General features: G+C 44.8%; 13 protein-coding genes and 1 other annotated feature. Of the genes, 5 read left to right on the plus strand and 8 right to left on the minus strand.

What is annotated here, in order from left to right:
- Positions 1-125: 125 nt before the first annotated feature.
- Entirely contained in the window at positions 126-563 is a 438-nt protein-coding gene (locus KNO76_RS10560) for a universal stress protein (RefSeq protein WP_214885300.1), read from the plus strand.
- Between the two features lie 57 nt (positions 564-620).
- Here the strand turns inward: KNO76_RS10560 and KNO76_RS14195 are convergent, their stop codons facing one another.
- From KNO76_RS14195 to tpx, 4 genes are all read right to left on the minus strand, one after another.
- Positions 621-1,223 carry a 3D domain-containing protein gene (locus KNO76_RS14195; RefSeq protein WP_214885301.1) on the minus strand — a complete coding sequence of 201 codons (603 nt, stop codon included), beginning with the start codon at positions 1,221-1,223 and terminating at the stop codon, positions 621-623.
- A 406-nt stretch (positions 1,224-1,629) separates the two neighbouring features.
- Positions 1,630-2,841 (minus strand): acetate kinase, encoded by a 1,212-nt coding sequence (locus KNO76_RS10570; protein ID WP_026825592.1) that lies wholly within the window; start codon positions 2,839-2,841, stop codon positions 1,630-1,632.
- Between the two features lie 119 nt (positions 2,842-2,960).
- Positions 2,961-3,854 (minus strand): class I SAM-dependent methyltransferase, encoded by an 894-nt coding sequence (locus KNO76_RS10575; protein WP_214885303.1) that lies wholly within the window; start codon positions 3,852-3,854, stop codon positions 2,961-2,963.
- Positions 3,855-3,951: 97 nt separating this feature from the next.
- Positions 3,952-4,440 carry a thiol peroxidase gene (tpx, locus tag KNO76_RS10580; protein WP_214885305.1) on the minus strand — a complete coding sequence of 163 codons (489 nt, stop codon included), beginning with the start codon at positions 4,438-4,440 and terminating at the stop codon, positions 3,952-3,954.
- Positions 4,441-4,589: 149 nt separating this feature from the next.
- Here tpx and KNO76_RS10585 point away from each other — a divergent pair, with 149 nt between their 5' ends.
- Positions 4,590-5,408 (plus strand): NAD kinase, encoded by an 819-nt coding sequence (locus KNO76_RS10585; RefSeq protein WP_214885317.1) that lies wholly within the window; start codon positions 4,590-4,592, stop codon positions 5,406-5,408.
- Positions 5,409-5,463: 55 nt separating this feature from the next.
- Here the strand turns inward: KNO76_RS10585 and KNO76_RS10590 are convergent, their stop codons facing one another.
- Complete coding sequence (locus tag KNO76_RS10590) at positions 5,464-7,035, minus strand: amidohydrolase (protein WP_214885307.1); 1,572 nt, start codon at positions 7,033-7,035, stop codon at positions 5,464-5,466.
- Positions 7,036-7,109: 74 nt separating this feature from the next.
- Entirely contained in the window at positions 7,110-8,840 is a 1,731-nt protein-coding gene (ezrA, locus tag KNO76_RS10595; RefSeq protein WP_214885309.1) for a septation ring formation regulator EzrA, read from the minus strand.
- A gap of 235 nt (positions 8,841-9,075) precedes the next feature.
- Here ezrA and KNO76_RS10600 point away from each other — a divergent pair, with 235 nt between their 5' ends.
- On the plus strand, positions 9,076-9,558 hold the full coding sequence (locus KNO76_RS10600) for a GAF domain-containing protein (RefSeq protein ID WP_026825586.1): 483 nt from the start codon (positions 9,076-9,078) through the stop codon (positions 9,556-9,558).
- A 222-nt stretch (positions 9,559-9,780) separates the two neighbouring features.
- Positions 9,781-10,380: a 30S ribosomal protein S4 gene (rpsD, locus tag KNO76_RS10605; protein ID WP_026825585.1), complete on the plus strand. Its 600-nt coding sequence runs from the start codon at positions 9,781-9,783 to the stop codon at positions 10,378-10,380.
- 34 nt (positions 10,381-10,414) lie between these two features.
- On the opposite strand, the gene KNO76_RS10610 is transcribed toward rpsD, so the two are convergent.
- Both KNO76_RS10610 and tyrS read right to left on the minus strand, forming a co-directional pair.
- Positions 10,415-11,041: a GTP pyrophosphokinase gene (locus KNO76_RS10610; protein WP_214885311.1), complete on the minus strand. Its 627-nt coding sequence runs from the start codon at positions 11,039-11,041 to the stop codon at positions 10,415-10,417.
- 100 nt (positions 11,042-11,141) lie between these two features.
- The gene (tyrS, locus tag KNO76_RS10615; protein WP_214885312.1) at positions 11,142-12,389 is read right to left on the minus strand and encodes a tyrosine--tRNA ligase; all 1,248 of its coding nucleotides are present in this window, start codon (positions 12,387-12,389) and stop codon (positions 11,142-11,144) included.
- 48 nt (positions 12,390-12,437) lie between these two features.
- Positions 12,438-12,639: a binding site (T-box leader), on the minus strand.
- A 169-nt stretch (positions 12,640-12,808) separates the two neighbouring features.
- Here tyrS and KNO76_RS10620 point away from each other — a divergent pair.
- Complete coding sequence (locus tag KNO76_RS10620; protein ID WP_214885313.1) at positions 12,809-15,268, plus strand: transglycosylase domain-containing protein; 2,460 nt, start codon at positions 12,809-12,811, stop codon at positions 15,266-15,268.
- The last annotated feature ends 168 nt before the right edge of the window (positions 15,269-15,436 follow it).

The following is a 15,436-nucleotide window of genomic DNA, read 5'->3' on the forward strand; positions in this document are numbered from 1 at the left end:
ATGTCGTGAACGACATCATGAAAAAATTCACTCATTTTCATAACGAAAAAGCGTGAAAACTGAAAGAAGTGGTATACTATATATGTAAGCCGAACGTATATTTCGAGCGAAAGGTTGGGATTCACATGGCAATTGTATACAAACACATTTTATCTGCCGTTGACGGCTCTAAAGAGGCGGAACGCGCATTTGAGACAGCAATCGATGTCACGATTCGTAACGAAGGAAAACTGTACGTCGGTCACGTCATTGATACACGAACGTTTGCGACTGTCGAAGCATACGATCGGACAATCACTGAACGTGCTGAGACATATGCCAGAGAATTGCTTGAAGACTATGTGAATCGAGCTAAAGAACGTGGTGTAAAAGAAGTTGAAACCGTAATAGAATATGGTTCCCCTAAAGTAACTATCTCTAAAAAGATTGCGCCTAACCATGATATTGACCTTATTATTTGTGGCGCGACCGGTTTGAACGCGGTCGAACGATTCTTTATCGGAAGCGTATCTGAGAGCATCGTCCGTTATGCGAAGTGTGACGTTCTCATCGTCCGCCAATAACTGTTCATTTATTTTAAAAAGGGTCTTGCGCAATCGCAAGACCCTTTTGATGTGGAATTATAGCACCTTAACGGTAACCGTTTTGCGACCAAATTGAATCGCAGCACTGTGTGAGTACATTAAGATATCGATTTTATTCCCTTTAATCGCGCCGCCTGTGTCAGCCGCTGTATATATGCCTAACGACTTGCTTCCCACGTATACTTGAACTTTAGTACCGAGTGGAATGACACGAGGGTCCACTGCGATAACATTACGCTTTTGAGTGCGGACATTCCAACCGAGTGCCGTTTTACCAGAACATCCCCTGCAATACGGAGTATATGCTGATGCTTTCATCGTATATGTTTTAACGCTTGCTGGTTTGATTGGTTTTGGAGCACTCACCGTACGTAAGTTTTTTGTCGGAATCCATCCGGCCTTCCCATTATAGTTCACGCGAATCCAAGCACCTCGAGAGCCCGTTCGTTGAAGACGATCACTCGCCTTAATCTTCCCAATCACTCGTGCATTCGATTTCCCCTCTGCATATACCAATTTCGATCCTGATTTCGTTGCAACATATACTTTTTTTGTAGCTGCTTCCACTGGTGAAGTTGGTAAAGCAAATGCAAACACGGCGATGGCGAGAAGTAATAGCGTCATGATTTTTTTCAACATACGTTTTTCGTCCTCTCTTCGTCAATTTGTTTAAGATTCGATTTCATCACTTATATGACAGATGAACTTCATGTTCTAATGAATATTTCGTCCAAATAACTATATGATGAAATATCCGTTAGTGCCGTTACACTTCCTGTTCATTTGAGTGACACAAACATTACAAATTGATGTCAAAACGAACGATTTGTTACGTTGAACCGACCGTCTGTAACGAAAGAGAGATTTTTATATAATTAACATCCAATAAATGGTTCGTTCATGACTCAAACATTACAATACAATCAAAATAATACACCTTATGTTACATACAAAAAATCCTTTTTCCTATTCACGCTTCGTTTAATTAGGAAAAAAGACCTAAAAAACCCCCACATTACTTGAAGTAACGTGGGGCAGATTTATTTTATGCGTGTTCTTCGACGAGGTTCGCGATGCGAACCGTGTCCCGTGCGATAACCAATTCTTCGTTTGTCGGGATAATGATGACCTTAACTGGTGAGTGTGGATAGTTGATGAACAATTCTTTACCACGTGCACCGCTGTTAAGCGAAGGATCCCAGTACACTCCCATAAATTCAAGACCACGGAGGATACGCTCACGGATGACGTCAGAGTTCTCACCGACACCTGCTGTGAAGATAATGGCGTCGACACCATTCATTTCAGCGGCATATTGTCCGATATAACCATGAATGCGGTTCGAGAAGATTTTCAACGAAACTTCTGCACGATGGTTACCTTCTGCAGCAGCTTGCTCGATGTCACGCAAGTCACTTGAAATACCAGAAAGACCATAAACACCGGACTCTTTATTCATGACATTCAACACATCTTCAGCAGACTTCCCTGTTTTTTGCATCAAGAAGGGAATGAGCGCAGGGTCCAATGAACCTGAACGAGTTCCCATTGTAATTCCTTCTAGTGGTGTGAAGCCCATTGTTGTATCGATTGAGCGACCACCTGCGACGGCTGCGATTGATGCACCGCTACCTAGGTGACATGAGATTAAACGTAAATCTTCGAGCGGACGGCCGAGAAGTTCTGCCGCACGTTGTGTGACATACTTGTGGCTAGTACCGTGGAAACCATACTTTCGAACACCGTGTTCTGTGTAGTATTCATACGGAAGACTGTACAAGAAGTTCTCTTCTGGCATCGACTGGTGGAATGCCGTATCGAACACTGCAACTTGTGAAACATTTGGCAAGATTGTTTGGAAAGCACGAATCCCAGTCAAGTTCGGCGGGATGTGAAGTGGTCCGAGCTCTGTGAAAGACTCGATATTCTTCATCACTTCTTCGTCGATGACGACCGAATCAGCATACAACTCTTTTCCGTGTAACACACGGTGACCTACGCCAGAAATCTCGTCGAACGATTGGATGATATCGAGTTCGATTAATTTCTCCAACGCCAATTCAACCGCTTCTTTATGTGTGTGAAGTGGCGTGACCACGTTGAACTTCTGTCCTTCACCATACTTGATTGTAAAAATTGCATCTTCTTTCCCTACACGCTCAACAAGTCCGACTGCGAGCAACTCTTCAGAAGGCATCTCGAGTAATTGGAACTTGAGCGATGAACTACCAGCATTGACTGCCATAATTTTCGTCATGTCATACACCTCTTAACTTTCGTTTTAAACGCTTTTATTTATCTGTTCAATTTAAAACTGATAACTGTATCATAATGAAGATACTTGATTCCGCATACCTTTTTCAAGTATTTTGTCCATTATTTTTGTGTTGTTTTGAACCATTCGTCAATCTGTTTCACCACATTGGCAACTGCTCTTACATCTGTGAACGATGGAAGTTCAACAAATAGTGCTTGTTTCGGACGCGTGACGCCTTCCCCTACTTTTTGAAGGAGCAACAAACTTTTCGCATAACGTTCATCTTTAAACATCGTCGTCGGGAGCTGGATGACCCCTTTGATGACGGCCTCGCGGTCCATCCATTGTTTTAATTTCCCTTCATCATCCTGTTCAAACAAATTGTTCGGAATGACAAACAATCCATGACCACCCGGTTTCGTATGACGAATCGCTTGTTCCATCATAAGAAAATGAGAGTACGAATGACCTTCTTCTCGCTCCATATCATATTCGGCGGCGACTTCATCGTTCGGATAATACCCGATCGGTAAGTCGGCAATCGAAAGATCGCTCGGCTCGACAAATAGAGGAGCGAGGGCGTCTTGATGGAAGTATGATACCGGCTCCCCTAATAAGTTACTTATAGAATAGGAAAGGCGGAGTAACAATTCATCGACTTCGACTGCTTGCGCTGTCGCATCTTTCAACTGGGAAAGGACGGCATGCGATAGTGTACCCGTTCCGCTACCAAGATCAAGGATTGTCGCCTCGTCCTTAAGTAGCTTTGTTGCCAAGTAGCCTATGAACAAACTGACCGCATCTGGTGTCGGTTGATTGTTCGGCGGAAGTTGTGTCGTTTCTTCAAGCACGAGCAAGCTGATGGCTTTGCGCACATCATCCATTTTTTCTTTTTCAATTTCGACGTGGTCAAACACTTGTACAAGCGCCTCAATCGGTAATACATCTAAGTCGTTGACGAGCTTTTTCGCTTCTGTTTTCCAATCACGATACAGTTGTTCAAAACGTTCCATTTTTCGTTCATCCTTTCCATACAAAACCGGCCCCCATAAGAGGACCGGTCGGTTCACATACTAGTGTAAGCTATTTTAATCAATTTCGCCAAACGAATCAATTCGTTTGTTCGAACGCTTGTAATGCCGCTTCAAAATCGACTTCATCTGTCATTTCATCCATATATTGAACATACTTCACAGTTCCATTTGAATCGACGACGAACACAGAACGTGCGAGAAGACGCATTTCTTCAATTAAGACTCCGTACGCTTTCGCGAATGAAAGATCGCGGTGGTCGGAGAGTGTGACCACGTTATCTAGACCAGATGCTGAACACCAACGGCGCTGTGCGAATGGTAAGTCGTTCGACACGGTCAAGACCGTTCCGCCAAGTGAAGAAGCTTTCTCATTGAATTCACGCGTTTGTGCGTCACATACGCCTGTATCAATCGAAGGAATGACGCTGATCAGTTTTTTACCCGGGTAACTTGCTAATGTCACTTCTTCTAAAGCGGTCGTTAAAACACGGAAATCAGGAGCCTCGTCTCCCACTTTCACTGGATTCCCTTGTAATGTCACGTTGTTCCCTTTAAATGTTGGCATAAACTCATCCCCTTTGTTGTAGGTACTTGTTCATCATATCGATGAATTCGAGCCTTTGACAAACTTCCTGCTTTTGGCTCTGTTTCAGTTTTCCCTATATTGGTCAGAAGAAACACGTTATAATAAAGGAGACACCATTGACAAAGGGGATGACTCAGATGAGAAACAACGTCTATTTGTACCATCGTAACGTCAACGAATTCACTAAAGAAGTGAAAAAGTTAAAAGAAATTGGGGAAAAATACGGATTTAACATCGTAAATCAACCTGAGGACGCGAACATTATCGCAGCAGTCGGCGGGGACGGCGCATTCTTGCAGGCTGTTCGTTACACCGGTTTCCGTCAAGATGCCATTTATGTCGGATTCGGACGCGGATTGAACGAGTTTTATTGTGATTTTGATATACATAAACTCGATGAAGTTGACCGACTCTTCTCAGATAACTCGACGCGGATCGAAGAAGGCATCGAAGTACGGAAGTATCCGCTTCTCTCTTCATCAATCAACGAATCGACACCGCTTCTCTGTTTAAATGAAGCTTCGATTAAATCTAGTATCATCAAATCACTCGCCATCGAGGTATATATCGACAACTTACATTTCGAAACATTCCGTGGGGACGGAATGGTGGTCTCGACTCCGACCGGTTCGACTGCTTATAACAAATCATTGAGCGGTGCGGTCGTCGATCCACTCATCCCTTGCATGCAAGTGAGCGAAATCGCATCGGTCAACAATAATCGGTACCGTACGCTTGGCTCTTCGTTCATCGTCCACGACTCACGTAAGCTATCGCTTCGTATCGTCGAAGACGGAAATGACTATCCGATCATCGGTATGGATAACGAGGCACTTAGTTTAAAATATACAGACCGAATTGATATCGAGCTTTCAGACCAAGTCATCAAGACCGTCAAGCTCCGGACCAACTCGTTCTGGCACAAAGTACAACGTTCATTCTTCTAATAAACAAGAGGAGTCGATTCATCCGACCTGGATGAATCGACTCCTCTTTAATAGTTTACGATGTGATAACTTCTGCCTCGTATACCGGCTTTCCTTCGACGACCGTCATGACGAGACGATTATGAAGAATGTCTTCTCCGCTTAATTTAAAGAAATCCTCATCCCATACTGTGAAATTGGCATTGTAACTTTGAATCAACAGCCCATTCCTACCATGTGTATCGGTTGCAACATGAGGTGAATAAGTGAAGCTACGGAGTGCTTCATACATCGATAGGCGTTCGTTTGGATTTAGTGTGCTCGAACCTTTGAACGACTGTCTCGTCACTGCACCGAACAACCCCTTTCGAACATCGACGGATGAAATCGGAGCATCACTTCCTCCTAATAAGAGGGCCCCCGTATCTAGTAATGATTTGAACCGATACACATCATGAACGCGTTCATTCCCTAACCGTTCGAATAACATATCTAAATCATCCGATAAAAATACAGGTTGTGCGTCTATCAACACGGGTAGCGATTTGATGCGGTTGATGAGTGAATCATTTAATAGCGAAGCGTGAATAATTCGATCTCTCGTTCCTTTTTTAGCAGGATATTTTTCGAGTAAACCGACAAACTGTTCGACCGCCGCATCCCCGATCACATGTGCCGCCACATTCATTCCATATGTCCGCGCTTTTTTCACGAGCGCTTCGAGATGGTCCGGTCGATGCACTTCGATTCCGCGCTGACTTTGATCATCCGCATAAGGAACGGATAAAAGAGCGGTGCGTCCACCGAACGAACCGTCCACAAACAACTTCATCGCGCCAAAATCAAACCGTTTTCGCTTTGTCATCGCATCCTGTTGAATAATACGGTCCACCGCTTGCTCATGAACGAGAAGATGCGCCTGAAACGGGATGTCTTCTAAAACATCCTCGTACGCTTGAATCGTCTCAAGTGGGTCTCCATGATAAAATAAGTCTTCGGTGTGAGCACCCACGATGCCGTGCGAGAACAATGAATCGATTGCGCGACGGAGCGAGGCAGCATTTTTCTTTCGATTCCCACTCAGTTCTTTATAAAGAAGGTCTAAGGCAGCATCATATAAGACGCCGTTCAACTTTCCTTCCTCGTCTCGGCCGAGTTTCCCACCTTCGATGACCGTATGATGAATCAAACCGAGGCGTTCAAGTCCTTTCGAGTTCACAACCGCCACATGACGACAGACACGCTTCAAGACGACGGGACGATCCGAGATGACTTTATCAATCATGTCTCGCGTCGGCATTTCACCGAGTAATCGATCATCAAATCCCTCTGCGACCACCCATTCACCATCTGACCCTTGTTGTTTCATCGTCTCAAGTAATTCTCGAAGGTTGGTCGCTTCGCTTGCATCGACACGATCCAATGCTTCTCCGTAGCCGACGAGATGAATATGTGAGTCAGTGAAGGCTGGATATACACTTTTCCCTTCCAAGTTCACAATCTCTTCAATCCGACCGGCGTATGTACGACGGAGATGCCCTTCTTTTCCCATTTTCAAGACCCGACCATGCTCTACAAACATGGCTCGCATCATCTCACCTGGTTTATTTAACGTATAGATGTTCCCATTGACCCATAACGTACCCATCTGACGATTCCTCCTTGATTGAAAAAAGATTGACGTCTACGTTTTTCCCGTTTCTGTCAATCTTCATGCATCGATTATTTTTTTAGTAACTCTTGTTGCTCTAACCCTTTATCCACACGTTGACGAATTTCATGCGCCCCATTTTCTTCAAATCGCCCAAGCACCCGCTCACCGATTTCAACGGCAGTACCGTACTCACCATGCAAAAATTTATTCTCTGCAAGCGTCAGAGCAATGTGCACTTCGTTGTCACGACGACGGAAACGGTTCGCATACTGTAATAACTGTTCGGCATACGTCACTTGGCGAATGAGGGCATGTACACGGTCACGGAAATGGTCCATCATTTCTTCCACGTCATGACTGAGCCCTACGATGTATGTCATATTGAACGGCGCCTTATCGAACTGTTCATCTAACGACTGGACACCTTTTTGAAGTTGACGTAAGTCGTTCGACAAGTCGCTTGGTACAACCGGCATCGCACTTTTTGCCAAGAGTCGTCGGTGGCCAGACAATTCTTTCTTCCACGTCTCTAACTTGTGTCGTACTTCAAGTTCTTCTTTTCTTAATGAATTCGTGTCTTCAATGAACCGTTCGTGCATCGCATTGAATTGGTCGAGTGATCGTTTCGCTTCCTGCACTTTAGATTTAATCATGCTAAACGGCAACATTTGAGCGGCAAGAGCTTGTTCGATGTCAAGGACGTTGGCCGTAAGCTCCGTCAGTTCACGTTCTAGTTGTTCAAACTCTTCACCGACGCGGGCATTGATTTCATAATTACTGACGAGTCGAGACATTTCAGTTTGTAGGTTGTTCATGATTTCAGTGGATTGACGTTCTCGTTCCTGAATCGCTGCAAATTCTTTTTTCACGTATTGACGAGCATCGACTTCCGTTCGGAATGCTTCAAATAGTTGGTCGATATCCGAACTCAATTGTTGCATGTCCTCTTCGAAATGATCGAATTCCAATCGCTCGATTCGAGTCATCAATTCCTCACGACGTTCTTCCGCTTGGTCGATTTCATCCATCAGCCCGAGCGGTTCGAGCGCATATCCGTCCATTTGCATTTCTTTATGTCCAGCCCGCAACTGTTGGAGTTGTTGTTTTAACTCAACTTGAACAGTTCGTACAAATTGAGGAATGATTCGAATCAACTCACGGATATGTCCGACTTTGTCCGAAAGTGCTTGTCCGGTTTCAAATGCTTCAGATACTTGACCGACTTGCTTTAAGTTGATCATCTCACTTCGCTTCGCCTCAGCGGTTGCAATCTCTTGTTCGACAAGATCATAGGTCGGTCCGAATGCATGGTTTTGAGAGTTCAATGTTTTGCGGAACTGATATAGTTCTTTCTCATCTTGCTTCACAATATCCATTAGCGAAGTGTGGTGTGTTGTAAACTCATCCATCTCATCGAGCATGGCGTGCACCATCGCCTCGAGTTCTTCGATGAGTTGCTCTGTTGCATTTAAGTCGGTCTTCACTTTCATAAAGCGATATTTATCAAGATCTTCTTCAGCTCCATATAACGCTTCATCAATTTGACCTGTATGCACACTGACCAGCTCATCCCAAGACTGATGCCAACGATCAAACTTTTCCTTTGTTTCCCCTTCCATCGGCCATTGTTTGAACTTTTGGAGTTCAACAGGTACGCTCGCACTGAGCACACTTTGTTTCCTCATATCCAAGTCATCAATTTTTTGATAAAAGTTCCTTCGAATGAGCATACTGCCCAACATACCGCCTAATACGACGACGATGATCCCAATGATCAATCCATAAATTCCGTAATCCATCTTTGTCACAACCTCCAAGCCGCTTTCGTGGACTTATGTACCTTATATTAAAAAGAAGTATTTTATAAGAATAGATATACTTAATCATATTATAGAACCAATGATTTGCATAGGTTTTCCAATGGTTTCAATGGAGATTGTTCATTTTTTCAGAACTTTTCCGCAAGACAAATCACTAATTTGCGTGTACCATAATTCTAAATTCTAAAAACATGAAAGACGGAGGGGATTTGCTATGTTCCAAACGACATCGTATTCAGGTGATTTAGCTGCAGGTTATGAACTATTAAATAAGCAACTCGCTGCACTATTAGAAGGTGAGACAAATGAAGTGGCTAACCTAGCTAATGCGAGTGCTTTACTGAATCAATTTTTAGATCGCATCAACTGGGTTGGATTTTATGTGACAAATTCTGAGGATAGTCTCATCTTAGGACCTTTCCAAGGGCTACCGGCCTGTGTGCACATCGCATTTGGAAAAGGCGTTTGTGGAACGGCAGCGTCTACACAAAAAACTCAGCTTGTGGCCGATGTCCATCAATTCCCGGGACATATCGCTTGTGATGCAGCTTCAAACTCGGAAATCGTTGTCCCTCTCGTGCGCGACGGTAAAACAATCGGCGTCCTCGATATCGACAGCCCTGAATTTAATCGATTCTCCGAAGTCGATCGTCAAGGACTCGAACATTTTTGTGAGACATTACTTCACTATATTTGATTGACAAGCATCACGTTTCATCGTATACTCATCTTTGTGCATGAAATGACGATAGCAGTCACTGACAAACGTATCCACCTTTCGGGCCTCGACTTAGTCGGAGGGGCATCTCGTAGCTTCGCTATCAAGTGAAGGTGCTTGCACCTTGAAAGGGGCGTTACTCGTCTTTGACACCGTTGTTCTTTTGTGCAAAATACATGAACAACAAGGAGGAGTCCAAACATGGCTCGTTACACAGGTCCAGCATGGAAACTCTCGCGTCGCTTAGGCATCTCGCTTAGCGAAACGGGTAAAGAATTAGTAAAACGTCCTTACGCACCAGGTCAACACGGAAATGGTCGTAAGAAAATCTCAGAATACGGTCTTCAACTTCAAGCGAAGCAAGCACTTCGTCACATGTACGGAGTGAACGAGAAGCAATTCAACCGCATCTTCAACGATGCTGGTAAAATGCCAGGCATCCACGGTGAGAACTTCATGTTCTTGCTCGAATCACGCCTTGACAACCTCGTTTACCGTTTCGGTCTCGCTCGCACACGTCGTGGAGCACGCCAACTCGTCAACCACGGTCACATCACAGTTGACGGATCACGCGTAGACATCGCGTCTTACCGCGTAAAACCTGGTCAAGTTATTGCAGTTCGCGAAAAATCGAAAAACGTTAAAGCAATCGCTGAAGCTCTTGAAGTAGCACCAGCTACAAAAGACTTCGTATCGTTTGACGCTGAGAAACTCGAAGGTACATTCGTACGTCTCCCAGAACGCGCTGAACTTAACGACCAAATCAAAGAGCAACTCATCGTCGAGTACTACTCACGTTAATGCTTTTAATCCCCTTCTTCGAGAAGGGGATTTTTTATTTCTTTAAGATTTCTTGTCGAATATGTCCCATCTGTGTGTCGAGGGCATCGGCCATAAAAGAAGCCTCAATGAGCTCTTCTTTGGACGATTCCGGTATCGCATGCTGATATTTGTATTGAAGCTTATGTTCCGTCGCTGCCCAAAAATCCATGGCGAGCGTCCGAATCTGAATCTCGGCCGGCACCCAGATAATTCGTTCGGCCAAATAGACTTTTGTCTTCACAATGAGATGTAAGCTGCGATACCCGCTTGGCTTCGGATGCTCGATATAATCTTTGACTTCGATAATCTCCAAATCATCCCGCGCCTCTAAATGACGTAAAATCGCATATATATCATCTCGGAAGCTCGTAACAATCCGTATTCCCGCTACATCATGCACATGTTCCCAAAGCGCCTCGATTTCTAACGGCAATTCTTTGCGCCTCATCTTGCGTACGATGGACGGCAACGTCTTCATCCTCGTCTTCACATGTTCAATCGGTGAATACCCAAGTCGCGTCTGCCAATCCAAGTCGATGATCCCGAGGTCGCTCTCAAGTTCTGTGATGGCCATCTCATAGTATCGAAAATGTTCGCGCCATTGATGGAACTGATCACCGAAAAACTCTTCTATTTCCATTATCATCCCTCCTACCTCATCATTTTATCAAATCACCATAGCTGAAAAAGGGTTAAAAAAGTCCATTCCTCAACAAAAAAAGAACGGACGGACATGATGATTATACGTGACGAATCACAAAGTATTTTTTCTTACCACGACGAATGATTGTAAATTCGCCGAGTGTGTCAGCACGCGTCATGACTTTATCAAGTGCCTGTTCACGCTCGCCGTTCAAGTAAATCGCCCCGTTCGTCACGTCTTCTCGTGCCTGACGTTTCGATGGTGAAATCTTCGCTTCGACGAGGAGGTCGACAAGGTTACGTTCCCCGTCAAGTTCAAATTGCGGCATTCCTTTGAATGCGTCCTCCATGTCTTCCGGTTGAAGTGATGTCAGATCACCACTGAAGAATGCTCTCGTGATGCGTTCAGCTTGCTCAAGCCCTGCTTCACTGTGGACGAGCTTCGTCATCTCTTCTGCGAGACGTCGCTGTGCCACACGTTTCTCAGGTGCTTCCGTCACTTCAGCTGCAAGTGCTTCGATTTCTTCATGAGACATGAACGTGAAGTATTTGATGAACTTGATGACATCGGCATCGTCGACGTTAATCCAAAACTGGTAGAACTCGTACGGTGAAGTCTTGTCAGCATCCAACCAAACTGCACCGCCGGCCGTCTTCCCAAATTTCTGACCATCCGACTTCGTGACGAGCGGCACCGTGAGTCCGAACGCTTTTTCCGAATGGCCGAAACGACGGATCAATTCAAGACCTGCTGTGATGTTTCCCCACTGGTCACTGCCTCCGACTTGAAGACGACATTTTTCAGTCTCATATAATTTCAAGAAATCGTATGATTGCAGCAACATGTATGAAAATTCAGTGTAAGAGATCCCGTTCTCCATGCGCGAGTCCACCGAATCTTTCGCTAACATGTAACTGATCGGGAAATGTTTACCGATATCGCGAAGGAAGTCGATAATCGACATCTCTTCTGTCCATTCGTAGTTGTTACGGATTGTAATCGGATTCTCTCCTTCAAGCGGGAGGAATCGACTTAACTGGTCTTTGATACGATTCGAAAAGAGTTTGACCGTATCCAATGTGTTAAGAGAACGCTCGTCTGAACGCCCGGACGGATCTCCAATCATACCTGTCGCCCCACCGACAAGCGCGATGACCTGATGACCTGCCTGTTGGAAACGTTTTAACGTCAAAATCGGCAATAAGTGCCCGATATGAAGCGAATCCGCTGTCGGGTCAAATCCCGTGTACAACGTCGTCGGACCCTTGAGTTGTTCCTTCAATCCTTCTTCGTCTGTCATTTGGTTGACAAGCCCTCTAAACTCTAAATCTTTTAATAGTTCCATTTGTTCCACTCCTTCAATTGACATAAAAAAACGTCCCTTCTCAATATGAGAAGGGACGGAGATTCCGCGGTACCACCCTACTTGTCGCAATATGATGCGACCGCTTTGAGCGAGAGATAACGGTCTCGAACCGGCCTAATGGCACGCTCTGAAAGTGTAATTCATCGTTTGGCGTTGGCTAGTTCACAGCAACCACTAGCTTTCTGGACAAGAGGCCGACCGACTACTTCGCTTTCTTCAAGGCGTCATGATATTGTTGACTATGCTATTCATTTTATAAGCATCGATTTCGACTTGTCAACTCCTATATCGAAACTTGCACGCGACATCGGTTTCACGGTAAGGTGTAGGTTGAATTGTGCTATAATCGAATATATTACTGTCTAAAATAGTTTTACACCATATTTAAGGAGGCTGTCATGCTGCAGAAGATTCGAGACTTATGGAATAATCCGACGTCATTGAAAGTACGTCGCTATGCAAATGTTATGTATGATGTGTCGTGGAACGTTCTGCTTCTGACCATCATTTCTGTTATGTTAATCGGGTTTTTAGGTGCTGGAATCGGTGTCGGATATTTCGCATCCCTTGTCAAAGATATGCCTACCCCTGCATACAAGACGATGACGTCACAAATCAATACGTACACATCGACCTCAAATATTTTCTTCGGGAGCGGGGAACGCATCGGGAACTATACGACTGATGAAGTCCGAATCCCGATTCCAGTAGAAAAAGTATCCCCTTACGTCGTCGACGCGCTTCTCGCGACAGAGGATGTCGAGTTCTACGAGCACGACGGAGTCGTTCCGAAAGCAACATTACGCGCGATTTTACAAGAAGCAACCGGATCAGAAGATCGTACGGGTGGTTCAACCCTCACCCAGCAATTGATCAAAAACCAAATGTTGACGAATGAAGTTTCGTTCGAACGAAAAGCAAAAGAAATTTTACTTGCCCTACGACTTGAAAAAGCGATGGATAAGGATGAAATTTTAAATGCCTACTTGAACGTCGTCTCTTTCGGTCGTAACTCGATGGGACGCAATATCTCCGGAATTGAAGCAGCTTCTCGTGGTGTATTCAATACTTCGGCAGAGAAGTTAACGCTCCCTCAAGCCGCCTTTCTTGCCGGGATTCCGAAAAACCCGTTCTTCTATACACCCTACTATCAAGGTGGTGTCATTAAAGAAGACGTATCGGGTGCAGTCAACCGAATGAAAACGGTATTGAACCGGATGTACGTCGCCGGGAAGATTACGCAAGAAGAGTATGATGCTGCTTACAACTATGATATTACACAAGACTTCATGCAGACACAGACGAAGCCCCGTGACAAATATCCGTATGTTGTTGATGAAGCGGAACTACAAGCACGTCAGATTGTGACAGATTATTTATTGGAGCAAGATGGAATTGAAATTGATGAATTGAGTTCTAAAGAAAAAGACTCTGTCCAATCCACTTATGCCAAGCGTGCGCATAACATGTTGCGTCAAGGTGGTTTCAACATCCGTTTGACACTCGATAAAGAAGTGCACGAAGCGATGCAACAACCGGCTAAAAATGCCGGAAACTTTGGTCCGAATCAATATGTCGAAGAAGAGGACCGTACACTTCCTGAACAAACCTCTTCGGTTATGATTGAAAACAAAACTGGGAAAGTACTTGGATTCGTCGGAGGTCGATATATCAACGGTAAGACGGATGACTTGAACCGTGCTTTCTGGGCGGAACGTCAAATCGGGTCGACTGCAAAACCAATTCTCGTCTATTCAAACGCAATCGAAGCTGGCATGATCACGCCAGCCACTCAAATTATTGACGAAGAATATTACTATCAGTTCACTGGTCCGGGACAACCGAAAAAACAAGTTCAAAACGAAGGGAAGACGTATCGCGGAATCGTCACAGTGCGCGATGCACTCAAGCTTTCATTGAACGTTCCGGCCGTTAAAATTTATGAGGAACGTAATCAAAAACCTGCCGATACACAGAAGCTAGTGGATATGGGGATTCCTGTATCCGAAGGAAATCGTTACGCATCAGCAATGGCCCTCGGTACAGGAGAAGTAAAGCCAATCGATTTGGCAGCGTCGTATGCGATGCTCGCTAACTACGGTGAGCATGTAGAGCCTTACTTCATCCAAGAAATTGAATATCAAGGTGAAGTGATTTACGAAGCGAAACCGAAGAAAACTCGTATTTTCACGGAACGTACCTCTTATCTCGTGCTCGATATGTTGCGTGATGTTTACACGTCAGGTACTGCGACATACGCACAATCCTTACTCAACGTCCCTGGCGACTGGATGGGTAAAACCGGTACAACGAACGCTCAACGCGACTCTTATTTAGTTGGATCGAACCCGAACGTCACACTCGCTGTCTGGTCTGGTTATGATTCACAACTTGCCTCGATGCTAGACAGCTGGGAATATGGGCGTTACTATCAGCGAACGCAACGCATTTGGTCACAAACGATGAATCGTGTATATGCAGATAACCCTAAAGCACTAAACGTCAGCGCACGCTTCTCGCAACCTTCAAGCGTCTCTGCAAAAGACTTCACAGATTCTGGTTCATTCTCTGAGAAGAAGAAAATAGAAGAGAAGAAAAAAGAAGAAGAAGCCAAGAAAAAGGCTGAGGAAGCTAAGAAAGAAGCTGAAGAGAAGAAACAAGAAGCTGCTGACGATGCTGCAGCGAAGAAAAAAGCCGAAGAAGAAGCTAAACGAAAAGCTGAAGCTGATGCTGCTGCCAAGAAAAAAGCGGAAGAAGAAGCGAAGAAAAAAGCTGAGGAAGAGGCTCAAGCTGAAGAAGAGGCCCAACAAGAAGCCGATCAACCAGCTGAAGATAACGCCGATTCGGATAGTGAATGAAAAAAAGGTCGACACATTTCGTGAGGGCACTGAAAAACTCAAAATGATCTTGAACAGATGAGCGTCGTCCCGACCAGGAATGACGCTCATCTGTTTTCCTTGCCTTTGCTTTGTCGCCCTCTTGGGCACGCCGCTTTCCTGGGGGCGGTCAGGGAGCCGCATCGCCTT

The organism is Exiguobacterium sp. s101, from assembly GCF_018617835.1.
In the GTDB taxonomy this organism is placed as follows: Bacteria; Bacillota; Bacilli; order Exiguobacteriales; family Exiguobacteriaceae; genus Exiguobacterium; species Exiguobacterium marinum.